Annotated in this window: 28 protein-coding genes; 20 read left to right on the top strand and 8 right to left on the bottom strand. The window is 59.0% G+C overall.

What is annotated here, in order from left to right; genetic code table 11:
- The first annotated feature begins 29 nt into the window (after positions 1 to 29).
- The 7 genes from GbCGDNIH8_RS11790 to GbCGDNIH8_RS11760 all read left to right on the top strand — a co-directional run bounded on the left by GbCGDNIH8_RS11790 (position 30) and on the right by GbCGDNIH8_RS11760 (position 6835).
- The gene (locus tag GbCGDNIH8_RS11790; RefSeq protein ID WP_081369004.1) at positions 30 to 467 is read left to right on the top strand and encodes a pore-forming ESAT-6 family protein; all 438 of its coding nucleotides are present in this window, start codon (positions 30 to 32) and stop codon (positions 465 to 467) included.
- A gap of 174 nt (positions 468 to 641) precedes the next feature.
- The gene (locus GbCGDNIH8_RS11785; protein ID WP_253736042.1) at positions 642 to 2081 is read left to right on the top strand and encodes a UbiA family prenyltransferase; all 1440 of its coding nucleotides are present in this window, start codon (positions 642 to 644) and stop codon (positions 2079 to 2081) included.
- 2 nt (positions 2082 to 2083) lie between these two features.
- Entirely contained in the window at positions 2084 to 3421 is a 1338-nt protein-coding gene (locus tag GbCGDNIH8_RS11780; RefSeq protein ID WP_072573860.1) for an FAD-binding oxidoreductase, read from the top strand.
- A complete protein-coding gene (locus tag GbCGDNIH8_RS11775; protein WP_072573334.1) occupies positions 3418 to 4161 on the top strand; it encodes an SDR family NAD(P)-dependent oxidoreductase in 744 nt (247 codons plus the stop codon). Before GbCGDNIH8_RS11780 ends, GbCGDNIH8_RS11775 begins: the two co-directional genes overlap by 4 nt.
- 17 nt (positions 4162 to 4178) lie before the next feature.
- A complete protein-coding gene (locus GbCGDNIH8_RS11770) occupies positions 4179 to 5114 on the top strand; it encodes an NAD-dependent epimerase/dehydratase family protein (protein WP_072573333.1) in 936 nt (311 codons plus the stop codon).
- A 3-nt stretch (positions 5115 to 5117) separates the two neighbouring features.
- Positions 5118 to 6422, top strand: coding sequence for an NAD(P)/FAD-dependent oxidoreductase (locus tag GbCGDNIH8_RS11765; protein ID WP_072573332.1), 1305 nt, complete (start codon positions 5118 to 5120; stop codon positions 6420 to 6422).
- Complete coding sequence (locus GbCGDNIH8_RS11760; protein WP_072573331.1) at positions 6419 to 6835, top strand: GtrA family protein; 417 nt, start codon at positions 6419 to 6421, stop codon at positions 6833 to 6835. Before GbCGDNIH8_RS11765 ends, GbCGDNIH8_RS11760 begins: the two co-directional genes overlap by 4 nt.
- Positions 6836 to 6910: 75 nt before the next feature.
- Here the strand turns inward: GbCGDNIH8_RS11760 and GbCGDNIH8_RS11755 are convergent, their stop codons facing one another.
- On the bottom strand, positions 6911 to 7495 hold the full coding sequence (locus tag GbCGDNIH8_RS11755) for a regulatory protein RecX (RefSeq protein ID WP_072573330.1): 585 nt from the start codon (positions 7493 to 7495) through the stop codon (positions 6911 to 6913).
- A 116-nt stretch (positions 7496 to 7611) separates the two neighbouring features.
- Here GbCGDNIH8_RS11755 and GbCGDNIH8_RS11750 point away from each other — a divergent pair, with 116 nt between their 5' ends.
- The 3 genes from GbCGDNIH8_RS11750 to cysE all read left to right on the top strand — a co-directional run bounded on the left by GbCGDNIH8_RS11750 (position 7612) and on the right by cysE (position 10679).
- Positions 7612 to 8808, top strand: a complete 1197-nt coding sequence (locus tag GbCGDNIH8_RS11750; protein ID WP_095206460.1) for an aspartate aminotransferase family protein — start codon at positions 7612 to 7614, stop codon at positions 8806 to 8808.
- A 2-nt stretch (positions 8809 to 8810) separates the two neighbouring features.
- Entirely contained in the window at positions 8811 to 9755 is a 945-nt protein-coding gene (argF, locus tag GbCGDNIH8_RS11745; RefSeq protein WP_072573329.1) for an ornithine carbamoyltransferase, read from the top strand.
- A gap of 81 nt (positions 9756 to 9836) precedes the next feature.
- A complete protein-coding gene (gene cysE / locus GbCGDNIH8_RS11740; RefSeq protein ID WP_072573858.1) occupies positions 9837 to 10679 on the top strand; it encodes a serine O-acetyltransferase in 843 nt (280 codons plus the stop codon).
- 59 nt (positions 10680 to 10738) lie between these two features.
- Here the strand turns inward: cysE and GbCGDNIH8_RS11735 are convergent, their stop codons facing one another.
- A complete protein-coding gene (locus GbCGDNIH8_RS11735; RefSeq protein ID WP_157692646.1) occupies positions 10739 to 10924 on the bottom strand; it encodes a hypothetical protein in 186 nt (61 codons plus the stop codon).
- A gap of 329 nt (positions 10925 to 11253) precedes the next feature.
- Here GbCGDNIH8_RS11735 and GbCGDNIH8_RS11730 point away from each other — a divergent pair, with 329 nt between their 5' ends.
- The 3 genes from GbCGDNIH8_RS11730 (at position 11254) to GbCGDNIH8_RS11720 (ending at position 13507) form a co-directional block, all read left to right on the top strand.
- Positions 11254 to 11556 (top strand): metal/formaldehyde-sensitive transcriptional repressor, encoded by a 303-nt coding sequence (locus tag GbCGDNIH8_RS11730; RefSeq protein ID WP_072573327.1) that lies wholly within the window; start codon positions 11254 to 11256, stop codon positions 11554 to 11556.
- Between the two features lie 157 nt (positions 11557 to 11713).
- A complete protein-coding gene (hslO, locus tag GbCGDNIH8_RS11725; protein ID WP_072573326.1) occupies positions 11714 to 12667 on the top strand; it encodes an Hsp33 family molecular chaperone HslO in 954 nt (317 codons plus the stop codon).
- A 120-nt stretch (positions 12668 to 12787) separates the two neighbouring features.
- Positions 12788 to 13507 (top strand): hypothetical protein, encoded by a 720-nt coding sequence (locus GbCGDNIH8_RS11720; protein WP_072573325.1) that lies wholly within the window; start codon positions 12788 to 12790, stop codon positions 13505 to 13507.
- Between the two features lie 24 nt (positions 13508 to 13531).
- On the opposite strand, the gene mtnC is transcribed toward GbCGDNIH8_RS11720, so the two are convergent.
- From mtnC to GbCGDNIH8_RS11695, 5 genes are all read right to left on the bottom strand, one after another.
- A complete protein-coding gene (gene mtnC / locus GbCGDNIH8_RS11715) occupies positions 13532 to 14227 on the bottom strand; it encodes an acireductone synthase (RefSeq protein WP_072573324.1) in 696 nt (231 codons plus the stop codon).
- Between the two features lie 33 nt (positions 14228 to 14260).
- A complete protein-coding gene (locus tag GbCGDNIH8_RS11710) occupies positions 14261 to 14800 on the bottom strand; it encodes a 1,2-dihydroxy-3-keto-5-methylthiopentene dioxygenase (RefSeq protein ID WP_072573323.1) in 540 nt (179 codons plus the stop codon).
- Positions 14801 to 14829: 29 nt separating this feature from the next.
- Positions 14830 to 15474: a methylthioribulose 1-phosphate dehydratase gene (locus GbCGDNIH8_RS11705; RefSeq protein WP_072573322.1), complete on the bottom strand. Its 645-nt coding sequence runs from the start codon at positions 15472 to 15474 to the stop codon at positions 14830 to 14832.
- 36 nt (positions 15475 to 15510) lie between these two features.
- On the bottom strand, positions 15511 to 15777 hold the full coding sequence (locus GbCGDNIH8_RS11700; RefSeq protein WP_072573857.1) for a twin-arginine translocase TatA/TatE family subunit: 267 nt from the start codon (positions 15775 to 15777) through the stop codon (positions 15511 to 15513).
- A gap of 178 nt (positions 15778 to 15955) precedes the next feature.
- Positions 15956 to 16450 carry a CHAP domain-containing protein gene (locus GbCGDNIH8_RS11695; protein ID WP_253736040.1) on the bottom strand — a complete coding sequence of 165 codons (495 nt, stop codon included), beginning with the start codon at positions 16448 to 16450 and terminating at the stop codon, positions 15956 to 15958.
- 385 nt (positions 16451 to 16835) lie between these two features.
- Between GbCGDNIH8_RS11695 and GbCGDNIH8_RS11690 the strand changes: the two genes are divergently transcribed.
- From GbCGDNIH8_RS11690 to GbCGDNIH8_RS11660, 7 genes are all read left to right on the top strand, one after another.
- Complete coding sequence (locus tag GbCGDNIH8_RS11690; RefSeq protein WP_072573320.1) at positions 16836 to 17561, top strand: GcrA family cell cycle regulator; 726 nt, start codon at positions 16836 to 16838, stop codon at positions 17559 to 17561.
- A gap of 206 nt (positions 17562 to 17767) precedes the next feature.
- Positions 17768 to 17977: a cold-shock protein gene (locus tag GbCGDNIH8_RS11685; protein ID WP_025318397.1), complete on the top strand. Its 210-nt coding sequence runs from the start codon at positions 17768 to 17770 to the stop codon at positions 17975 to 17977.
- Between the two features lie 227 nt (positions 17978 to 18204).
- Positions 18205 to 18915: a class I SAM-dependent methyltransferase gene (locus GbCGDNIH8_RS11680; protein ID WP_081369002.1), complete on the top strand. Its 711-nt coding sequence runs from the start codon at positions 18205 to 18207 to the stop codon at positions 18913 to 18915.
- 146 nt (positions 18916 to 19061) lie between these two features.
- Positions 19062 to 19964 (top strand): cytochrome c oxidase subunit II, encoded by a 903-nt coding sequence (coxB, locus tag GbCGDNIH8_RS11675; protein ID WP_072573855.1) that lies wholly within the window; start codon positions 19062 to 19064, stop codon positions 19962 to 19964.
- A gap of 35 nt (positions 19965 to 19999) precedes the next feature.
- Positions 20000 to 21595, top strand: coding sequence for a cytochrome c oxidase subunit I (gene ctaD, locus GbCGDNIH8_RS11670; protein ID WP_072573319.1), 1596 nt, complete (start codon positions 20000 to 20002; stop codon positions 21593 to 21595).
- A gap of 32 nt (positions 21596 to 21627) precedes the next feature.
- The gene (locus GbCGDNIH8_RS11665) at positions 21628 to 22581 is read left to right on the top strand and encodes a heme o synthase (RefSeq protein ID WP_072573318.1); all 954 of its coding nucleotides are present in this window, start codon (positions 21628 to 21630) and stop codon (positions 22579 to 22581) included.
- Between the two features lie 5 nt (positions 22582 to 22586).
- A complete protein-coding gene (locus tag GbCGDNIH8_RS11660; protein WP_157692645.1) occupies positions 22587 to 22787 on the top strand; it encodes a hypothetical protein in 201 nt (66 codons plus the stop codon).
- A 71-nt stretch (positions 22788 to 22858) separates the two neighbouring features.
- Here the strand turns inward: GbCGDNIH8_RS11660 and GbCGDNIH8_RS11655 are convergent, their stop codons facing one another.
- The gene (locus tag GbCGDNIH8_RS11655) at positions 22859 to 23785 is read right to left on the bottom strand and encodes a Tim44 domain-containing protein (RefSeq protein ID WP_072573316.1); all 927 of its coding nucleotides are present in this window, start codon (positions 23783 to 23785) and stop codon (positions 22859 to 22861) included.
- Between the last annotated feature and the right edge of the window lie 37 nt (positions 23786 to 23822).

Below are 23822 nucleotides of genomic sequence, written 5' to 3'. Positions count from 1 at the left end.
TGGAAAATAACATCAGGGAGACGCCGACCATGACTCTGACCCGTCATGTCCTGCCCGCTTTTGTCGCAGGACTGTTCAGCATCGGTGTGGCACAGGCCGCTGATGCCCCTTCCGCTGCCCCTGCCGCGCCTGCCCCCGTGGCTGATATGAAAGTCGTGCGTCTGGCTGCGGCCAATCAGCTCGGTGTGTTGGAATATTGCCAGTCACGGGGGGATATCGGTGCGGAGACCCTGGATATTCAACGAAAAATCATCGCCATGCTGCCTCCCCCTGCCGATGCGGGTGAAGCTGCCGCTGAACAGACCGGGAAGGCTGGCACTGTTTCCATGGGTGGTCAGACAATCTCGATAGAGGATGCGGCAAAGCGGCAGCAGACCACGCCAACAGCTTTGTGTAAGCAGATGGAGATAATGCTGAAACAGAATATGGCCCAGATGAACAGTCAGATGAACGGGCTGAAAAAATGAAAATGCAGGCTGGCAGGCGGGGTATCCTGCCCCCAGCCTGCCATAATGCGTGGCATGCGGCGGTTTCTGTGACAGGCGTCGCTTCCACTGGATAACGGGCAGGTTTAGAATGCTGCCGGACAGGTTTGCCTGAAAAATTCCGTGGGTTCGTATATTTCAATGCAAGAGGCTTACTTGGATCAGGATATTTCAATTCCTCTTGTACTTGACCTTGATGGAACACTCATTGCCACTGATTCACTGCATGAATCTCTGCTGCAACATCTGAAAAATACCCCTTCTGATCTTGTCAGGCTTCCGCTGTGGGTGATGGCCGGTCGTGCGCAGTTCAAGCAGCGCTTTGCCGAGGTACTGACCCAGGAGGATATCGATGCGCTTCCTGCGACGCCCGGTATCATTGAGCTGGCGGAGCGGGAGGCGGCGAGGGGACGTAAAATTGTCCTGGCAACGGCTGCCAATCGGGCTATCGCGGAGAAAATAAGCGCCCGGTTTCCTTTTATTTCGGAGATTCTGGCCTCTGATGATCGGGGCAACCTCAAGGGAGCGGCCAAGGCTGCTGCTCTGACAAGCCATTATCCCAATGGTTTCATCTATGCGGGTGATTCCGAAGCGGATCTGCATGTGTGGCGCTCTGCCCGGGCTGCTGTCATCGTTGAACGCGGCAAGCGCCTCAGAAGCAAGGTTCAGCCTGATACGCCCGTGCTAGCCCATATCCGCCCTTCCGGCCAACGCGCGAATGTGCTCCGGCGGGCGGCGCGGCTTCATCAATGGGCCAAAAACGCACTGGTTTTTGTGCCGCTGGTGCTGGGGGGACAAATTTTTTCGGCCCATGCGTGGGGGGCGGCAATACTGGCCTTCATAGCGATGGGGCTGCTTGCTTCAGGCACATATATTGCCAATGACATGTGGGATCTGGCTGAGGACCGTCGCCACTGGTCAAAGAAAAAGCGTCCGCTCGCCAGTGGGCAATTGCCCCTGGATGACGGCCTGTTCCTGCTGATGCTCTGTGGATTGGCCGCTCTGCTGTTTGCCGCTGCCGACGGTGTCGGTGCTATCGTGACTCTTGCCATTTATCTGGCCCTGAGCCTTGCTTATTCCTATAAATTCAAGCGTGAGCCGATCGTCGATGTGCTGCTACTGGCTGGCATGTTTACAATGAGGCTTGTGCTGGGGCAGGTGGTGACCGGTGTTGCATTGGCACCATGGCTGCTGGTGTTTTCCATGTTTATTTTCCTCTCCCTGTCGCTGGTGAAGCGACATACCGAGGTGATGCGCATGGTGCAGCATGGTCACCGGAAAGTGCTCGGACGTGGCTACCTGGCCGGGGATGCGCCGCTGATTCTGGCGCTCGGTGTGGCTTCCAGCATGGGGGCGGTCGCGATCATGGTGCTGTATCTGATCGACGAAGCGTTTCAGGCCAGTTTTTATCGTCACCCCGCCATGTTATGGGGTTTTCCCATGATCATTTTTCTGTTCCTGGGCCGCATCTGGCTGTTGTGCCAACGTCAGGAACTGCAGGATGATCCTGTCGCCTTTGCTTTGAAGGATCGTGTGTCACTATTCTATGGCGCGACCGCAATAGCCCTGTTTGTGGCTGCCATTGTGCCGGTCTGATGATGGCTGCTTCCCCTTTCACGCTTCGGACGGATATCTGCTCCTGGGGGCGTGTGGTTCGTGAGCCGCATTATGTCGCCCGACCGGCCTTTCCTGCCGATTTGTCCGGTCTGACAGGACCGGAAAGTGACAGTTCCAGTCTGCTGGCGATCGGGTTACGCCGCTCCTATGGTGATACGCCGCTGAATGCGGGCGGTCGCCTGATCGATATGACCGGGCTGAACCGGTTTATCCATTTCGATGCACAAAACGGGATTGTGCGGGCTGATGCCGGCATGAGTCTGTCCGATCTGCTACGCTTCATTGTGCCAAAGGGCTGGTTTACCGCGACCAGCCCCGGCACGCGGTTCGTGACGCTCGGTGGCGCGGTTGCCAATGATGTGCATGGCAAAAATCACCATTCTGCCGGTTCTTTCGGTTGCTCTGTGCGTGCGCTCGGTCTTTTGCGAGGCAACGGAGAGCGGCGTGTGCTCGATGCCAGAGGTGATAATGGGCTGTTTGCGGCGACGCTCGGGGGGCTTGGCCTGACAGGGGTGATCGAATGGGTGGAATTGCAGCTCTCCCCGATTGCCAGCGCGTGGCTGGATGTGGAAACCATCCCTTATGAGAATATCGATGCTTTCTGGGATCTGGCGTCCGAGAGCGCAGGCGGTTTCGAACATACTGTGGCCTGGATTGATTGCCTGGCACGTGGCCCGCATGCAGGCCGCGGCATCTTCACGCGCGCCAACTGGCGGCGGGATGGACGGCTTGACCCGCATGATGATCGCAGCTGGAAATCCATTCCGCTGGATGCACCCGGTTTCGCCCTGAATCGCTTCAGCGTGCATGCCTTCAACGCATTGTACTACCGCGCCCATCAACGCAAAGCCGGAAAACAGGTCCAGCATTACAGCCAGCATTTTTATCCGCTTGATGCCATCCGCAACTGGAACCGGCTGTATGGCGCGCGCGGCATGCTGCAATATCAATGCGTCATTCCGTTCGAGACCGCCCGTGCGGCTATGCCCGTGCTGCTGGATGCCATCGCAAGCAGCGGGGAGGCGTCTTTTCTCGCCGTGCTCAAGACGTTCGGTGAGAAAGTCTCACCAGGGCTGTTATCGTTTCCTCGCCCCGGTGCCACTCTGGCGCTGGATTTTCCCTTCCGTGGCGCCGGGACTTTGGCCACTTTGCTGCGGCTGGATGAGATCGTCCGGGAAGCGGGCGGGGCGCTCTACCCGGCGAAAGACGGGCGGATGAGCGCCAGCATGTTCAGACAGTCTTTTCCCCGGCTCGATCAATTTCTTCCTCACAAGGATCCGGTCATGACGTCCAGTTTCTGGCAGCGTGTGTCGCAATGAGAGCGCCCAAGCGGATTCTGATTTTGGGCGCAACCTCTGCCATGGCACAGGAAGCGGCGCGTCTCTGGGCGGCGCAGGGCGCCCGTATCGGGCTGCTTGCCCGTGATGAGGGGCGTCTGGCCGTGATTGCCGATGATCTGGCCACGCGGGGAGCCTCCGAAATCGTGACGGTTTCCTGCGACTGTGCAAAGGCGGAGTCTGTTGCCGCGCTCGATGACATTGCGGCCCGGTTTGGTGGGCTGGATATCGTGCTGCTCGCTTATGGAGTGCTCGGTGATCAGACAATGCTGGAGCGGAACCCGACTGCTTTGGTCGATCTGCTGCAGGTGAATTTTGTCAGTGCTGCCTTGTGGTGTCAGGCAGCGTCCAATCTGCTTGAGAAGCAGACATTCGGTAGCCTGGTTGTCATCGGCTCGGTGGCTGGGGATCGGGGACGGCAGTCGAACTATGTCTATGGCGCTGCGAAAGCAGGGCTTGGGGTGCTGGTGCAGGGTATTGCCCATCGGCTTGCTCGCAGCGGTGCCCGCGCTGTTCTCATCAAACCGGGTTTTGTTGATACGCCAATGACGGCAGGCTTTTCCAAAGGACCGCTCTGGGCCAGTGCAGAGCAGCTTGGAAAAATCATTGCAGGTGCTGCAGAAAACGGCAGGACCATTGTTTATGCACCGGGATTCTGGCGTTTGATCATGTTGGTTATCCGTTCGGTACCTGCCCGTATTTTCCACAAGACCCGCCTGTAAAGGGACGACCCTTGAATATGACACGGACGATTATCGTCACCGGAGCCGCCGGTCTGGTGGGACAAAATCTGATTCAGCGTCTGGTGGCCCGCCAGGCTGGCCGGATCATTGCCATCGACAAGCATCCGTCCAATACCGCGTTGCTGCGCAAGCTGCATCCCGGGATCGACGTCATTGAGGCTGATCTTTCAAAAGATGGGCCGTGGCAGGATGCTTTTTCAGGTGCGGATGCGCTGGTGCTGAATCATGCTCAGATCGGTGCCCTGACGGAGGAGCCTTTTATCGCCAATAATATCACGGCGACAGAGAAGGTCATTGCTGCCGCTCAAAAAGCAGGAATCAGCAATGTCGTGCATATTTCCTCGTCGGTGGTGAATTCCGCCGCACGGGATTTTTACACGGAATCGAAAAAGGCACAGGAAAAGCTGGTTGTCGAAAGCGGCCTGCCTGTCACTATTTTGCGCCCGACCCTGATGTTCGGCTGGTTCGATCGGAAGCATCTGGGCTGGCTGGCCCGTTTCATGAAAAAAGTGCCGGTTTTCCCGATTCCGGGGAATGGGCGCTATCTGCGCCAACCGCTATTTGTCGGTGATTTTTGTGACATCATCAGTGCCTGTCTTGAGAAACCGCATCATGGCTCTGCTTTCAACATCACCGGGCTGGAGCGTATCGACTATATCGACCTGATGCGTGCCGTAAAAACAGCTACGGGCGCAAAGGCGCGGATCGTGACGATTCCTTATGGCCTGTTCTGGCTGTTGCTCAAGATCTATGCGCTGGTGAACAGCAATCCGCCTTTTACCGCCAGCCAGTTGAAGGCTCTGGTGACGCCGGATATTTTTGAAGTCATCGACTGGCCCGGTATTTTCGGGGTGCATCCAACGCCCTTGAGCAAGGCGTTGGAGGTGACCTTCCGCGATCCGACCTATGCGCAGATTGCTCTGGAGTTCTGAGAGATGGCACGTGTTGCAGTTGTCGGTGCAGGTGCCATGGGATTGGCGGCGGCCTATCATGCGGTCAAAGCCGGTCATGATGTTACCGTCTATGAAGCGGATGCGGTGCCGGGCGGTATGGCGGCGCATTTCGATTTCGGCGGCTTGTCTCTGGAGCGCTACTATCATTTTGTTTGTAAATCGGATCAACCGACTTTCGATCTGATGCAGGAGCTGGGTATCGGCGATCAAATGCGTTGGATGCCGACCAGCATGGGCTATTTTTTTGAGGGCAAACTGAGCGAATGGGGTACCCCCGTCGCCCTGCTCAAATTTCCCGGCCTCACGCTGATTGAAAAATTCCGCTACGGCCTGATGATGTTTCTGGCAACCAGGCGAAAAGCGGCCGGATCACTGGAAAACATTTCTGCGAAGACATGGATTGAGGCATGGTGCGGCCGGAGTGTTTATCAAAAACTGTGGCGCTCCCTGTTTGATTTGAAATTCTATCAGTACGCTGACCCTGTTTCTGCGGCATGGATCTGGACACGCATCAAGCGTGTCGGCACATCCCGTCGTTCCATCATGCAGGAGGAGCTTGGCTATATCGAGGGCGGCTCCGAAACGCTGATTGCAAGGCTGGTGCAGGCCATAGAGACAGGCGGCGGCAAAATCCGCCTGCGTGCCCCGGTGGGGAAGGTTCTGACCGAGCAGGGCCGGGTACGCGGTGTGGTCGTTGCGGGTGAGGAAATAGCATGTGATGCCGCCATTCTCACTGTGCCCACGCCGTTAATCCCGGAGATGGTGCCTGATCTGCCGGACCGGCAACGGTACGCGGATATTCTGAATATTGGCGTGGCCTGCCTGATCTTTAAATTGCGCAAACAGGTCACGCCTCATTTCTGGGTCAATGTCGTCGATCCGGAGATGGGTATTCCCGGCTTTGTGGAGTTCTCCAATCTGCGTCCGACCGGTGATACGATTGTGTATGTGCCTTACTACATGCCGGTTGATCAGCCCAACTGGGCGCGCGCGGATGATGATCTGCTGAACGAGGCGTTTTCCTATCTCAAGCGGGTTAACCCTGCACTGACGGACAGTGACCGCATTGATGCGCGTGTTGGCCGTCTGCGCCATGCCCAGCCTGTTTGCCCGCCCGGCTTTGCCAGCCGGATTCCGCCTGTCCAGACACAGGTGAAGGGGCTTCAGATTGCGGATACCTGTTTCTATTACCCGGAAGATCGCGGCATTTCGGAAAGCGTCCGCTATGGCAGGCTGATGGCGCAATCTATCGAGGCCTCCATCGAGGGACAAAAAGGCGCGCTATGAGCCAGCAATTCCTGCGCTTCCTGTTGACGGGTGGCGTCGCGGCCCTGGTTAATCTTGGTTGTCGCTATCTTCTGAATCTCGTGATGCCGTTCTGGGTGGCCGTGCCGATTGCCTATCTGTTCGGCATGATCACGGCCTATGTTCTGGCACGAATGTACGTGTTCGATGAGTCGGGACGCTCCCGCGCTTCAGAGTTCAGGCGGTTTGCGGTCGTGAATGGATTTGCGTTGTTTGTTGTCTGGGGTGTGAGCCTTGCTCTGGCAAAGGTTTTGTTTCCCTGGGTGGGGCTGACATGGCATGCGGATGATATTGCCCATTTCATCGGCGTGCTGTCGCCTGTTGCGATTTCGTATGTTGGGCACAGGCACTATACGTTTTCGAAGAAGGCTGTTGCCACTTCTGACGGAGTATAACAGCACATGGTAAGTGCAGTTATGCTGCATCAGATGGGTATTGTGCACTCAAGTGATTTCCTGTCGACGCATTCTTTAAATCCCTGAGCGCAACGCATCCAGTAAAGCCTCCGCTTCATCGCGTTCCATACCCAAAGCCTGTTGGGCAGTCCTTCCATCGAACCCGGCTCTGGCCATGGCGGCCAGCGCACGTTGCCGGGCCTGCGGTGTCGGTCCCTCTGCCGCAAATGGCCCCAGTTTTCTGCGTTTCGTCAGTCGCACCGCAGCAGCAAGTTCAAGCGCAGGATCATCCGGCAGGCTTTGTGCCACCAGCTCTGACGGCACTCCCTTTGCTACCAGATGAGCGGCGACGGCGCGGCGGGAGCGGCCGGCGCGGGTCAGGCTGCTGGTGCGGGCGGCGGCAAAGGCGGCGTCATCCAGCACGCCGCTGCGTTCCAGACGCTCAATGACCTTCCGGGCCGCCTGTTGCGCCTGATGGATGGCGTCGGGCAGCGCGGAATGATCCATATCCGTCCCCTCCATCATGCGCGCCCATCGCTTGATCCGGCGTTCCAGCATGCGGGCTACCCCCGTTCGCGTGGCCGCGAACCGGCTGAGATAGCGCAGAGCCGCTTCATATAACGCAGCTTCGTCAGGCAGCAGAGGAGCATGTAAGGACATTGGCTTTATTGGCTTGCGAAGGGTTCGGCATCCGATATGCGGTCAGAATAATTGACTTACCCACTCAAGGTGCGGAAAATCGGAGTTTAAAAACCGAAATATCAAGGACTCTGTTGGTGACCTCCGCCCTGATGCCGAATTACAACCGTGCCGATCTCGCTTTCGAGCGGGGAGAAGGCGCATGGCTGACGGCAGTGAATGGCCGACGATACCTCGATTTCGGAGCGGGGATTGCTACTTCTTCGCTCGGACATGCGCATCCCGGCCTGACCGGTGCTATCGCGGCGCAGGCGGCGAAGGTCATGCATGTCTCCAACCTCTATCGCGTGCCGGAGGCCGAACGTCTGGCCGAGCGTCTGACGGCGCATTCCTTCGCGGAGGCCGCATTTTTCTGCAATTCCGGGGCCGAGGCCAATGAAGGGCTGGTCAAGCTGATCCGTCGCACCCAGAGCGAGACCGGGCATCCGGAACGCTGGCGGATGATCTGCTTTCAGGGAGCATTCCATGGTCGGACTCTGGCCATGCTCTCTGCCACCGGCAATCCGAAATATCAGGCGGGTTTCGGTCCGGCGGTCGATGGGTTTGATCAGGTTCCTCCCGGCGATATCGCCGCGGTGCGGGCGGCCATCACGCCGGAAACGGCGGGTATCCTGATTGAGCCTATTCAGGGTGAGGGCGGTATCCGTGTGATCGCGCTCGATTTCCTGCGTCAGCTTCGGGCGCTGTGCGATGAGCATGGGCTGTTGCTTGGTTATGACGAAATTCAATGTGGCATGGGGCGCACCGGTCGGCTCTGGGCGCATGAATGGGCGCATGATGCCGCGCCGGATGTCATGTCCTCCGCCAAGGGGATTGCGGGCGGTTTCCCGATGGGGGCCGTGCTGGCGCGCCACGAACTGGCGCGTCATCTGACGCCCGGCACGCATGGCACTACCTATGGTGGCAACCCGCTGGCCTGTGCTGCGGCCAATGCCGTGCTGGATGTAGTGTTGGCTCCCGGATTTCTGGATGCTGTCCAGCAACGCGGGCAGCAGCTGCGCACCGGGCTGGAGGCCATTGTTCTGGATTACCCACAGATCTTCAAGGATGTGCGCGGCAAGGGCCTGTTGCTTGGCCTGCTCTGCGGTCCCGCCAATACGGCCGTACAGGAAGCGTTGCGTAAAAATGGTTTGCTGAGTGTGGCAGCCGGAGAAAATGTGCTCCGTCTGGCGCCTCCGCTGGTTGTGACGGAAGCAGATTGCGATGCGGCCCTTTCGATCATTCGTGAGACGGCCGCAACACTTGCGCGTGAAATGGTGGGGGCTGCATCATGAGCATGTCCGCCAGAATTGCTGCCGGAGCCGGTCCGGACGCTTCCTGTGTCCGGCATTTTCTGGATCTGAAAGACATTGAGCCGGATGCACTGCGCCGCATGCTGGATGCTGCCGCCGGGTTCAAGCGCGCCGATACGTCCTCCCGCCCGCTGGCAGGGCGCACGCTGGCGTTGATTTTCGAAAAACCCAGCACCCGGACCCGCATCAGCTTTGAACTGGCCATGCGTCAGCTTGGCGGTGATGTCATCATGCTCTCGGGCAAGGAAATGCAGCTCGGTCGTGGTGAGACGCTGGCCGATACGGCACGGGTGCTGTCCCGCTATGTTGATGCGGTGATGCTGCGTACCGGATCAAGCACGAAACTGCATGAGCTGGCGCGCCATGCTGCTGTTCCGGTCATCAATGGCCTGACGGAGCTGTCTCATCCCTGTCAGATCATGGCCGATATCCTGACATTCGAGGAGCATCGCGGCCCGATTGCCGGTAAGACCGTTGCCTGGATCGGGGATGGCAATAATGTGGCTCATAGCTGGATCGAGGCCACGGCGCGGTTCGGGTTCAGCCTGCGTCTGGCCTGCCCTGATACACTCCAGCCGCACGCTGATATCGTTGCCTGGGCGCGGGATAATGGCGGGGATGTGACGCTGGTGGCTGATCCGAAAGAGGCGGTCGCCGGTGTGCAATGTGTGGTGACGGATTGTTGGGTCAGCATGTCCGACGATCCTGCAGGCCGTCATGAAAAGCTGCGCCCCTATCAGGTGGATGAAGCGCTGATGGCGCTGGCGGCGCCGGATGCGTTGTTCATGCATTGCCTGCCCGCCCATCGGGGGGAGGAAGTCACGGATGGCGTGATTGATGGCCCTCATTCCGTGGTGTTCGATGAGGCTGAGAACCGTCTTCACGCCCAGAAAGGCGTGCTGGTCTGGGCCATGGGAATGCTACGATAGTATGAAGGCACGCCGTAGGCTCTGGCAGGAAAAGGGTAGGCTTCCTACGTTCCCTGCAACGATAGCATCCAGTGAGACATGATGTCCTCAGCCACTGCCGCCTTATGCCGCCGGGTTGCCGCCGGTTCGATCCATGTCGAGGAGGCGTGGTTCAACCTGTGTCGTGAAGCGCGGGAAATTGCCCTGGCCGATCCGGCTATGTCAGCCGGGCTGGAACGTGCCTTGCTGGTGCATGGATGTTTCCCGGCGGCACTCAGTGCCCTGATCGCGCATAAGCTCGGCAATGAATGGATGCCGGCGGCCCAGTTGCTGGGGCCGATCGGCGATGCGTATGAGACCGATCCCGCTCTGGTGGAAAGCGCGATCATTGACCTGACGGCAATCCGGGATCGCGATCCCGCCTGTCCGGACCTTCTCACCCCGTTCATGTTTTTCAAGGGGTTTCAGGCCTTGCAGGCGTATCGCATCAGCCATCATCTCTGGGCCCATGGCCGGGAGCATATGGCGCGGGTGTTTCAAAGCCGTATGTCGGAATGCTTCGCAGTTGATATCCATCCCGCGGCCCGGCTGGGTCATGGTATTCTGATCGACCATGCGACCGGTCTGGTGATCGGTGAGACAGCCGTTGTGGAGGATGATGTTTCCATCCTGCAGGAGGTCACGCTGGGCGGAACCGGTAAGGAAATCGGGGATCGCCATCCCAAGGTCATGCGCGGCGTACTGATCGGTGCCGGTGCCAAGATACTCGGCAATGTGACGATCGGTGAGGGGGCGAAGGTTGGTGCGGGCAGTATCGTGCTGGACCCGGTTCCTCCCTATACCACGGTGGTGGGCGTTCCGGCGCGGCCGGTAGGTCCGCCCAACAAGGGCATGCCCGCACTGACCATGGATCAGACTCTGCCCCCTCCCGAATACGTCATCTGACAGTCTCTCCGGGCCTGAACGGAAATTATCAGGCCCGGAGCCAGCCGGAGGCTCGTTTTTTAGCGGGTTGCGTGAGATGTGGGCGGGGTGGCTGCTACCCACCTGCAGGCCGGGCGGCCATCTTCCCCTACATGCCATTGAGCGCGCAGGATGGGACGGGATATCGTCTGCCCGGTTTGGAAAAGCGTTTCCGGCAGCAGCGTCAGGTGACGGTGCAGATCGTCGATATGAAGAAGGGTGCTCATCACAGACACCTCCTTTTTGCTCAAGCGGTTGCTGAAGCTCGGGAGTGTCTGGCCGCCGAAAGATCGGCGGCGCATGGTCTCAGCCCTGCGGACGCCTTGCTATCGGTGTTCCATGCACACCCGGGCATGATGTCCAGCCCGTCGGAATCGTCAGTGCAGGCGTGAAACGCCTACTGTCGCCTTCCGGGGGCTGGCTGCTGGATCGCGGGTTCATGGTGATCCCTGACTGGTTGCACATGACCGGTGAAGGCCGGTCGCGAAGTCGTGGCTGATTGCGCGACAGGAAAGCCTCGCATTCATCACGGCCTTTGGCGTATACCCATGGGGGTATGAGATCAACCCCCGAAAATATCCAGATCCCCTCCAGGGCCGATGAAAAAACCAGACTCCTGAAGCGGCTCAAGCGTATTCGCGGGCAGGTCGATGCGTTGCATCGCGCGGTTCTGGAGCAGGGTGCCGCCAGTACCAAACTGATCCAGCAGGCGACAGCCTGTCGCGGAGCGATGGATGGATTCATCGCGGAAATCATCGAGGATCATATCCGGGAGCAGATTGTCGATGCCCGGAACGCACGGGATTCATCTCGGGCGGCTGAGGAACTGATCAGGCTGGTGCATTCCTATCTCACCTGAGCCTCCTGTCTCGCCTGAGAATGGCTGATGTGCCTGCATTTCCCGTCCATGATCGTGTGTATCAGCCTCCCTGCGCTGATCGTATGGGTCGGTCGGGTGCAGAAATGCCATCACAAGACAGTAGCGGTAAGGGCAGGCAGCGCCTATTTAGCGTCTCATGTCCGATACACCCGCATTTCTGGATGGTGGACGTCCAGACGTCCCCGATATCGTCGTGCCGCGTGGTATGACGCCTTTTTTCATTCCCGATCGTCCGGTCCGTGGCCGTCTTGTACGTCTTGGCCCGTTGGCGGATGCCTTGCTGAACCGCCATGATCATCCGCCCGTTGTGGCGGAGCTGGTCGGTCAGGTGCTGGCTCTGGCTGCCGCCATGGCCGGAGCGTTGAAATTCCGCGGCTCCTTCAGCGTGCAGATCAAGGGTGACGGCCCGTTGCGTCTGCTGCTGGCGGACTGCACCGATACCGGTGCGCTGCGTGGCTATGCCCGTACTGACGGTGAAGCGCTTGAAGCCCTTCTGGCAGAGACGCCCCAACCCACTGCCGCCCAATTGCTGGGGCAGGGATATTTCGCCTTTCTGGTCGATCAGGGACCGGACAGGGAGCCTCATCAGGGGATCGTCGGCATTGAGGGGGAGACGCTCGCTGCCATGGCGCTGCATTATTTCCAGACCAGCGAGCAGATGCAGTGTCATGTGCAACTGGCCTGTCGCCAGACAGAAAATGGCTGGCGGGCTGGCGCCCTTGTGCTGGAGCAGGTGGCACGGGAAGGCGGCACGGGCGCACTGCCGGAGATAACGGAGGATCATCAGGAAAGCTGGCGCGCCGCTCTGGCGCTGGCCGGGACGCTGCGTGATTCGGAACTGCTGGATGATGAGCTGCCGCCGGAGCGTCTGCTGTATCAACTGTTCCATTCCGAAGGTGTCGCGGCGGATCGCCCGCGAGCGCTGGCCTTCGGTTGCCGGTGCAGCCGGGCACGGCTGGCAGGTGTTCTGGAAACTTTCAGCACCGACGATCTGGATCATATGACGGTTGAGCAGGATATCGTCATGACCTGTGAATTCTGTAACCTTGATTTCCGGTTCGCGCGTGAAGAGGTCCGGGGTAAAGCCTGAATAAGGATGCGCCTGGGCAGAGTGGCTGAAGCAAGTGGAAGAGATCGAATGAACGTGCAGTGTGAGACTCCGGCGATGACATCCTTCCCCCCATCTGCCTGGCGCGTGCGGAGGTATCCGATGGCGGCGCATGTTCTGCGCCTCACCGCCATGGCCGTCATGGCCGCACTGGCAGCCTGCTCCAGCGATGATGAGCCGCGCAGTTTCGCACCGCTCAATTATTCCTATCTCACCAAGCTGCGTCTGAATGTGGGTGATGTGCAGGTGACACCGGATTTCCTGCCGAAGGCGGGTGATCTTGGTCCGCAATCGCCGGTTCCTCCCGCGCAGGCGCTGGCGGAGGATCTGAGAGAGCGCATCGTGCCGGGCGGCAGCAGCGGCCGGGCCGAGGTGAAGATTCTGGATGCCTCGATTGTTCCGTCACATGGCATGCTGAACGGGGCGATGGCGGTGCATGTCGATGTCTATACTGGCAGCGGCACACGCAGCGGCTTTGCCGAGGCCCGCGTTACCAGAGCGCTGACGGATCCCGATCGTGGCCCAAATGCGTTGCAGGCGGCGCTCTACGATGTCACCAAAGGTATGATGAACGATATGAATGTCGAACTGGAATATCAGATTCGGCATTCACTGAAGGACTGGTTGCAGGATACGTCAATGATCTCGGTGCCGGGGGCTGTGCAGCAACAGACCTTGCAGGCTCCTCCCGGCGTCAAGACGGCACCTTTGCCTGAGCCTGTGGTGCCTGAGCCTCCGGCGACACCCGGTTCAGCCGCAACGGGCCCTTCTCCGACAAATTTGTCTCCGCCTGCAGGAGTCCTGACCCTGCCCAAACGTTGAAAGAGAAAGGGCGATCATCCCGCATCAGGGATGGGGCAGACCAAACTGGTGTGCGACGGCGATAAAATCCGGGGCATGGGGGTGGCGCAGGGTGGGTGCCCCCCCGTTATCTCCGGCACGGACGAGCTGGCAGGTGCGCAAACCCGCATCCAGCGCTGCGTCCAGCTCTTCTTCGATATCAGAGAGGAACAGCATGCTCTGCGGTTGCATGCCGGTATTGGCGATAATATGTCGATAGCTGTCTGCTTCGCGCTTGCCACCGATTCTGGTATCGAAAAAGCCGCCGAACAACAGCGACAGATCACCCTGATCGGAATAGGAAAACAGCAATTGCTGGGCTTCGACCGAGCCGGATGAATAGACGAACAGGTTGAGACCGGCCTCATGCCATGCGCGCAGGGTCTGTGCGGCATCCGGGTGTACCTGCGCCTGCAGGGCGCCACTGCGATATCCTTCCCGCCAGATCATGCCTTGCAGTGCTTTCAGCGGGGTGATTTTCGCATCCTCATCCATCCAGCCCAGCAATGTTTCCAGCGCCGGACGGCCCGGATATTGCGTCTCTATATCGGCCAGGATGGCGGCAACTGCTTCATCATCCGAATAGGCTGCCAGAAATCCGGCTATATTGGCTTTGGCATAGGGAAACAGAACCTGATGCACGAAGGCGATTGGTGTGGTTGTGCCTTCGATATCGGTCAGAATGGCCTTGGGAGGATTCATGGCGGGCCTTATGCAGGAGAAAAGGCAGAGCTATCAGGCAGCCGGGAAGCGGTCGGCAATCTGATCGCCCGTATAATGGGCCACCCAGCCTGTCGTATCGGTGAACACACGCAGGGCAGTGACGAAAGGGGTTTCGCCCGCATCGAACCAGTGTTTGATGCCAGTGGGAACGGAAATGAGATCACCCTGTGTGCAGTGTGCGTCATAAACCCGGTCATCGACATGGAGAATGAAATTGCCACTGCCATGCACAAAGAAACGGACTTCATCCTCGGTATGGGTATGCTCGGACAGGAATTTCTGCCGTAACGCGGGCAGGTTCGGTGTATCGGGTCGCAGGCGGATCACATCCGCACTGCCGGCACCCGTTTCGCCCATCAGCGCATTCAGATAAGGACGATAGGCGGCGAGAATGGTCGCTTCGTCATCATCGGGGGACGGGGTAACAGCACTGGCCCAGCGTTCGAAGCGAACACCGATGTTGCTCAGCTCCTGTGCAATCTGTCCTGGATCTTCGGTCCGGAGCAGCGGTGTATCCGGTATGGAGTCTGTGTAGATAGTCAGACGGCTCATCTCGTATGCCCCCGGTCAATCCAGATGTCTCAGCGCAGGCGACGGCGTTCCAGCTCACAAGCCAGCAGGAATTCGAGACCTTCCAGCCGTGCCAGAGCGGCTGCCATATCGCCCCCCCATACATAGACGCCATGGCCACGGATTAAATATCCGAGCGGTGCGCCACGAAGAAGTATCGGTTCGGCAACGCTGGCCAGTCTTTCCATATCCTGATCATTGTCCAGAATGGGTAAATCCAGCGTGATCTGGTGGGTTTTCACGCCGAATACTTTCAGCACCTCATACCCTTCCAGCCGAATGAAATCGGGCGGGGCGTCGTTTTGTCCCGGTGCCATCGACAGCACGGTGGCGGCAACGGAATGGCCATGCACGACTGCACCGGCCTGGTTGTCCAGACGATAGATCTGGCAATGCAGCAGGGTCTCCGCGCTGGGTTTAAGCCCGGGGGTCAAAGGCTTACCGGCCTGATCGACCACCATGATGTCGGAGGTCTTCAGGAAGCCCTTGTGGTTGCCGCTGCTGGTAATGGCGATGGTATCATCGGGCAGACGGACGCTGATATTCCCGGCGGTTGCCGGCACCCAGCCGCGTGCATCCATCCGTTGTCCGGCTGCAACAATGGTGACAGCAGCCCATTCCGGCGGCTGTCCGACCGACGCGACTGTCTCGGTCATGTCTATCCTCAACCCTGCCGATATAAAGCGATGTTGTCAGACATGAGATTGTGGACGAGGGGTCGTCTCATGCTGTGTGGGCTGCTGGTTCCCCAGGGATGCATTCGGGGCAGGTGGCGGCACCGCGGGATTTTTCGGATCATGCTCCATGGAAGCATCGTCCTCTTCCGCCATGCTCCGCTTGAAGGATTTGATCCCTTTGCCGAGATCGCCCATGAGACCGCTGATTTTGCCCCCACCCCCGAACAGGATGGCGACAACCGCCAGCAGAATCAGCCAATGCCAGATGCTCAGACTACCCATGATCTCTCCGAGGCGCGAACCGGTTACCGAACAGGAGATGGCGCGGACATGGCGATAACGCAAGCCATTAACCAGCGCTATATCCTTTGGGTCACTACCCAGTCGGGAAGGATCACATCATACGACAACCCTGCGTCATGCGCTATTGGACGTATGGAATGATGCGCGTGATGATGGTTCAATAGGCACTGGAGTGTGCTGTCAGCTCTGCCATCGTCATGATCTGCGCTGGATCGGCTCCACGACCATCACGGGAGAGAAAGCCGCGTACCGGATAGGGGGTGGTACCCATTGTCCCGGCCGGTGGCCACCAGACGCGCACAAGAGACCAGTCATTGTGGGGGGAGATGTCAACCACGGTCTGGCTGGTATTGACAACGCCATGAACCCAATTGGCATGTGCCACGGTGATGGTGCGGCTGCCGAGAACATCCTCGACCACCGATGCGTGGCCATGCGGCAGGCGGCGGGAGCGTGCGAAAATCATGACGGCGCCGCGCGATGGTTGATGGCTGGAAAGGTAACGGCCACCATTCTGATCCCACCAATCCGCGGCATCCCCGGATAATGCGATGCCGGAGACGGCGCGTGCAAAAGGGGCGCACTGCCATTGACTGGCCGCAATTCCGCCCCCCGGTGGCGAGCCGCCGCACGCAGTGAGCAGCAGGAGCATCGGCAACAGATAAAAAGCCGACAGCCGACCACCTGCGTCGTGCTGTCGGCTTTCCGGACACTGATCCCCTGTATTCCGGCAGGGTACTCTGTGGTGTGAGTACAATGGCTTGGTCCCCACCTGCGCCATGACATGAGGAAAGGCCGACAAGTCACGTCATGTAAAGAGAAAAACTTTCCAGAAAGCCTGTTTGCCACAGGAGGGAAAAAGTATGTCGCCAATCTGCCACAATTCTGATCCGGTTTCGTTGTGTGGCCAGGATCACCATTCTGTGTGTAGACAGAGTCGTTTAATGGAGTTTTCCACAACTTATGGCGTATGTCCCCGTTGAGAAAAACGGCAAACATACTGTATTTAGTGGCATCGAAGATCAGGAGCGCACGATATGGAGTGGAGCGACGAGGCAATCACCCTGCTCCGCGCATTTTGGGATGAAGGGCTTTCAACCGCCGAAATCGGACGGCGCATGGGTATTTCCAAAAATGCCGTGGTGGGTAAGGCGCATCGTCTCAATCTGGCGGCCCGCCCCTCGCCGATCCGGCGGGATGGGGTGGCATCCCGCCCCTCACCCGGCAGCCGGCGCTCCAGTACCGTGACGCTACCCTCCATGGCTGATCCCTCACTCGGGCATGAGCCTGCCGCTGTCCCTGCCTTGGCAGTGCAGGAAAAAACCGTTGCCGTTGTGGCGGATGAACCCGTCATCGCGATTGATGCTGCCTCTGGGCCGGTGGAACCTGCTTCTGCGCCAGTCTCTGCCGCTCCGGCGGAAGAGGTGCGTGAACCGGCAGAGGGGTCTGTGCCGGTCGTTGCAGCCGGGAGTGTTGCCAGGGAAGACAAAGTGCTTCCGTCAGTGCAGCCTGCCGCCGTTGCGGCCTCTTCTACCCCGTCTGCGCCTGCTCTTCGCCCCGCTCCGCGTGCGGTCTCCAAAGTGGCGGCCCCGGCTTTTCCCGCTGGTGGGCGGCTGGTTTCCTGTTGCTGGCCGATCGGGGAGCCGGGTACGAAAGAGTTCCGCTTCTGCGATGCGCCCGCTATGGCCGGGAAGCCGTATTGTGCAGAACATGCCGCTCTGGCCTACGTAAAAGTGCGTGACCGGCGGGATGATGCTGCCTGATAGGCAGAAAAAATCACCTCATAACATTGTTGCAGATACCGAGAGACCGACGTATCGTTTCCTCCGGCTGGTGAAGGCGTTCGATAGAAACGCTTCTGGCCAAAGAGGAAAATACGGCGTCTGTTCGGAAAATTCCGGCCCGGCGTTGACGTCAATTTCGGCGCCAGGTCCATGTGCGGGCGCCGTCTAAAGAAAGGCAGCGCGCCATGCTACACGGCACGGTCAAATGGTTTAATCCGACCAAGGGTTATGGCTTTATTGCCCCCTCCACGGGTGAAAAAGATGTTTTCGTCCATATCAGTGCGGTTCAGAGAGCCGGACTGCGGAGCCTGAATGAAGGCCAGCAACTGGATTTCGAAATCGAGCAGCAACAGAATGGTCGTGCGGCGGCTGTCAATCTGACACGCGCCGACTGATTGCGGTGGATAGATCGCGTCTGTCTTGTTCTGTCAGTGATCAGGGCATTGGCAGACGGATCTTTCCTCATACGCCTTCGGAGTAGCAGGGGGCAGGGGGGAGGCGTCCGGCAGATGGGCTGAGGGCGGTGTTTCTGTTCGGGCTTGCGCAGTTGGAGCGTGTCGCCTACCCACATCAGCACTTTTGTGGCTTACATCCGGAGCGGTGCCGCTTGTCGACCTCTCATATGAAGATTCCGCAGACCTCTGCCCAGAATGCGTCTTCCAGCTCTGGTGCCGCGGAGAATGCACGTGGGCCTCAGGCTGTGCCCCATACCAGCCTGAATGCGGATGCGGTGAGAGATGCCTACCGGCGCTGGGCCAAGGTGTACGACTCGGTGTTTGGCGGCGTGTCCGCCTATGGACGCCGCCGCGCTGTGGAGGCCGTGAACCGGCTGCCCGGTCAGCAGGTGCTGGAGGTGGGGGTTGGAACCGGCCTTGCTTTACCCCGCTATCGCCGGGACAAGCGGATTACCGGCATTGATCTTTCAACCGATATGCTGGCGTTGGGCCGGGAACGTGTGCGTGAGCAGCAGCTTGCCCATGTCGAGACGCTGCTGGAAATGGACGCGGAGGCAATGTCCTTCGCGGATAATTCCTTTGATATCGCGGTGGCGATGTTTGTCGCTTCAGTTGTGCCACATCCGGTACAGCTGATGGCGGAGATGCGCCGTGTGGTCCGTCCTGGTGGCTGGCTGCTGTTCGTCAATCATTTTGCTGCGGAAAAAGGCCCGCGCTGGTGGATCGAACGCGCCATGGCGCCTGCTTCCCATGCGCTGGGCTGGCATCCTGATTTTGCGTTCGAGGCCCTTCTGTCGCCGGAGGATCGTGCCCGTGCGGAAATTACGCCGGTGCAACCATTCGGTATCTTTACGCTCGTACAGCTCCAAAACGACTGATTTCCGGTAATAAATTGTCGTTCAACAACGGTGCTGCGGCATTTTTCTCACAAACGCTTGATCTTGGGCGGGGAGTCCTGTAGCCGATTGGCGCAAAGATGCGGCTCTCTCCGGCCGTATCCTCCAGAACCGGGATGAAACGGCCGATGGTGTCCTTCTTGCGGCGCGTTGCCGCCAATTCATTTTTAAGAAAGTCTCTCGCTGCCAGCGTGCTGGTGGCGCTTGCCCAGATCATGGCCAGTTCGGCCCATGCCCAGTCCGGCGAGACCGGTCTTGGTGTGCCGAAGCCGTGGGAAATCGGCATGCAGACCGCATACGGCCCGCTGAAAGAGCGGATCGATTCCCTGCATGATCTGATCATGGTGATCATCACCGCCATCGTCTTATTCGTGGCGGCCCTGCTTGGCTGGTGCGCATATCGCTTCTCCGCGAAACGCAATCCGGTTCCCAGCCGTACCAGCCACCATACCTGGCTGGAAATCGCCTGGACCCTGATCCCCGCCCTGATTCTGGCGGTGATTGCCATTCCGTCTTTCCGTCTGGTCTATTATGAAGACCGGACCCATAACCCTGATGTCACTCTGAAAGTGACCGCGCATCAGTGGTACTGGGAATACGGTTATCCTGATAATGGCATCGACAGCATCGAAAGCCGGGTCATTCAGGATGAAGACCTGAAGCCGGGTCAGATTCGTCTGTTGTCCGTGGATAATCAGGTTGTCGTCCCCTACGGCAAGAATGTCCGCGTCCTGGTCACCAGTGCCGACGTGATCCATAGCTTCTTTATTCCCAGCCTTGGCGTGCAGCGTTATGCTATTCCGGGCCGTACCATTGAAACATGGTTCCGTGCGGACAAGCCGGGCGTCTATTATGGCGAATGCAACCAGATCTGCGGGGCTTTCCACAGCCAGATGCCCATCGCGGTGAAGGCGGTGTCTCCGGAAGAGTTCCAGAAATGGGCGGAAAGCCAGAAGACGAAAAAAACGTCGCTCAATAATACGCCGGCCGGGCAGACCATCCCGCGGCAGTTCGCAGAAGGGGGGCGCTGATCCGTCAAGGATCGGTGTCTGAGGGAGCTAACGAAATGGCGACTGCAACATCTCATACCCATGCCGGTGATCATCACGATCACAAGCCGGGCTTTATTTCCCGCTGGCTGTTCAGCACGAATCACAAGGATATCGGGACGCTGTACCTGATTTTCTCCGTGCTGGCATCGTTTCTTGGAGCTGGGCTGTCCATGCTGATGCGTGCGCAGCTGATGCATCCGCACAGCACCCTGATCGGTGATGGGCAGCAGTGGAATGCCATCGTTACGGCGCATGGTCTGATCATGATCTTCTTCGTGGTCATGCCTGCGCTGATCGGTGGTTTCGGCAACTGGTTCGTGCCGCTGATGATCGGCGCGCCGGATATGGCTTTTCCGCGTCTGAACAATATCAGCTTCTGGCTGCTGGTGCCTTCTTTCGCCCTGCTGAGCTACGCGCTCTATCTGGGGGAAGCCGGTCCGGGCTGGACACTGTATCCGCCGCTGTCCAACAGCACGTTCCAGAGCGGTATCGGCATGGACTGCGCGCTGTTTGCGCTGCATCTGTCCGGTATTTCGTCACTGCTGGCGGCGATCAACTTCATTACCACCATCTTCAACATGCGCGCTCCTGGCATGACGCTGCACAAGATGCCGCTGTTCGTCTGGGCGCAGCTTGTGACCGCGTTCCTGCTGCTGCTGTCCCTGCCGGTGCTGGCGGGTGCGATCACCATGCTGATTACCGACCGTGATTTCGGCACAGCGTTCTTCGCCCCCGAAGGCGGTGGTGATCCGGTGCTGTTCCAGCATCTGTTCTGGTTCTTCGGTCACCCTGAAGTGTACATCATGATCCTGCCCGCGTTCGGGATCATCAGCCACATCGTCTCCACCTTCTCCCGCAAGCCGGTCTTCGGTTATCTGGGTATGGCCTATGCCATGGTGGCGATCGGCGTGGTGGGCTTTGTCGTGTGGGCGCACCACATGTTCGTCTCCGGCATCAGCGTCGATACCCGCGCCTACTTCATGGCGGCGACGATGATCATCGCCGTGCCGACGGGCATCAAGATCTTCTCCTGGATCGCCACCATGTGGGGCGGTTCCATCGAGATGAAGACCCCCATGCTCTGGGCCGTTGGCTTCATCTTCCTCTTCACCGTCGGTGGCGTTACGGGTGTGATGCTCTCCAATGCCGGTGTCGATCAGATGCTGCACAACACTTATTATGTGATCGCGCATTTCCACTATGTGCTTTCACTGGGCGCTGTGTTCTCCATGTTTGCCGGCTTCTACTACTGGATCGGCAAGATGACGGGCCGTCCCTATCCGGAATTCTGGGGCAAGGTGCATTTCTGGGTGACGTTCATCGGTGTGAACCTGACCTTCTTCCCGATGCACTTCCTGGGCCTGGCCGGTATGCCGCGCCGTTATCCGGATTATCCGGATGCCTTCGCGGGCTGGAACTATGTGGCCTCGATCGGCGCCTATATTTCCGGTTTTTCCGTGCTGATCTTCCTGTTCGTGGTGTACAAGACCTTCACCTCGAAGGAACATCTGCCTGCGAATTACTGGGGTGAGGGTGCGACGACCCTGGAATGGACCGTCAGCTCTCCGCCGCCCTTCCACACCTTTGAGGAACTGCCGCGCGTCAATTGACGCACGGTTCCCTCGGGACGGATGAAAGACGTATGAGCGACAGTGCGTTTGTCAATGGCGGCAGGGAGGTATCCTCCCTGCCGCTTTCCGCTCCACTGCCTGGCATGGCCTCGGCAGCGGATTGGGTGACCCTGCTCAAGCCGCGGGTGATGAGTCTGGTCGTGTTTACCGGGCTGATCGGCATGCTGGTGGCCCCGGGCTCACTGCACCCGGTTCTGGGTGCCATTGCGATCCTGTGCATCGCGGTTGCGACCGGAGCCTCCGGTGCGATCAACATGTGGTACGACCGCGATATCGACGCGGTGATGCGCCGGACCAAAAACCGTCCGATTCCGGCAGGCCGGATCGAGCCGGGCGAGGCTCTGGGCTACGGTATCGTGCTGGCGGTCGGGTCGGTGCTGGTGATGTGGCTGGCAACCAATGTTGTTGCCGCTGCGGTTCTGGCCTTCGCGATCTTTTTCTATTCTGTGATCTACACGATGTGGCTGAAGCGGAGCACGCCGCAGAATATCGTCATTGGGGGCGCCGCAGGTGCCTTTCCGCCGGTGATCGGCTGGGCGGCGGTGACCGGCACGATTGATCTGATGCCAGTGATGATGTTCGCCATTGTCTTTTTCTGGACGCCTCCGCATTTCTGGTCGCTCTCTCTCTGGGCGCAGATGGATTATGAGCGGGCCGGGGTGCCGATGCTGCCGGTGGTGGCGGGGGCACGTAAAACCCGTCAGCATATCATGGCGTATACTGTGCTGCTGTCAGTGATCGCGGTGCTGCCCTGGGCGCTTGGTGATACCGGACGCGTTTACGGACTCTCCGCCGTCGTGCTGAGCATCGGCTTTCTGGTGCAGAGCTGGCGGGTGCTGCGGGACAGGCAGGATGAGGCCGGGCTGAGCCTGACCAAGGATGCGCCTGCCCGTGCCGCGTTCAAATACTCCCTGATCTATCTGGCGGTGCTGTTTTTGGCACTGGCCGTTGATCGTTTCGTGTGATCGGCATGGTGAATTTTCCCCCGCGTCTGACGCAGGAGCAGTCTGATGAGCTTCGTCGGAAACGGCGGGGCCGTAATCTGGCGATGCTGATCGTGCTGTTCGGGATGTCCTTCCTGTTTTACGCGATGGCGATGGTGAAGATTGCGCATCAGACGCCGCATGAGTCAGGCAAGGTTCCGGCCGGAATGGCTTCTCCGGCAGGCTGACAGAAAGCGGAACTCTCCGGCTGATAAAAAAAGCGCCCTCGACGGGGCGCTTTTTCTTTTTTTCCGCGCTGTTATCGCGTCTGTTGAATGGCAGAGAGAATCCATGGTCCACCCGGGCTGCGCACGAAGGTCCAGAACTCCGTCGCAATCTGCGGCTGCGAAGCATCACCTTCTACCACCCGGCCACTGGAATCGTAGGTCGCGTCGATCATGGAGAAACGCATCGCGACGGTCGCGTATTCCAGCGCGCCTTCCCGCCACGCTTCCGACAGGTCGCCCTTCTGCAAGGTGACGTTGGTAACGGTATTATGCAGGCCACGGCTGGCAAGGGCGGTCAGTTGCTCGTTGAAATAGCCCACCATTTCCGGCGTGCTGATATTGCCGAGCTGCTGAAGATTGCGATCAGTCCAGGCCGCCTGGACCTCTTTCAGCAGGGATTCGAAGCGCTGGTAATCTGCCTGGGAAAGCTGGATCGGCTGGATGCTGCCTTGTCCTCCACCCATCGGGCCACGATCAGCCTGATTGCCGGTGAAGGGGTTGGTCAAGCCGGCACCTGCCGGCGCCATGGCAGGTGCATTCCCACCAGCGAAGCGGCGCCACAGGAAACGCACCACTACCACGATCAGGAAGATCTGCAACAACAGGCCGAAGAAGCTGAAAATCCCGCTTATACCGCCGAACAGCCCATGGCCCATCAGCAATCCACCGATCCCTGCGCCGATCAGCCCGCCAAGCAGGCCGGAGGTGAAGGCAGAGCGCCGGGACATAGCAGGCTGCATGGGCCGTATGCCGGGAGGACTGTTATAGGAGGGGCGACTGGGGGCAGTGTAGCTGCGCTCCATCGGCGCGGCATAAGGTGCCACCGGGGTAGAGCGGGGCGCAGAATAGGTCCGGCTCCCCCTGCTGCCCATTGATGACCCTCCCCCGGCCCTCGCCTGTGCCAGAACAGGCGAGAGGATCAGCGTGGCGGCCAGAAAAACCGGCAAAGCTTTGCGCATCGTAGGTCCGTTCCGAATCATCATGTCCCTAATATAG

Origin of the sequence: Granulibacter bethesdensis (assembly GCF_001889545.1) — a bacterium.
Taxonomy (GTDB): Bacteria; Pseudomonadota; Alphaproteobacteria; order Acetobacterales; family Acetobacteraceae; genus Granulibacter; species Granulibacter bethesdensis_B.
Note: the sequence above shows the minus strand (reverse complement) of the source record. Positions and strands in the feature narration are given on the sequence as shown.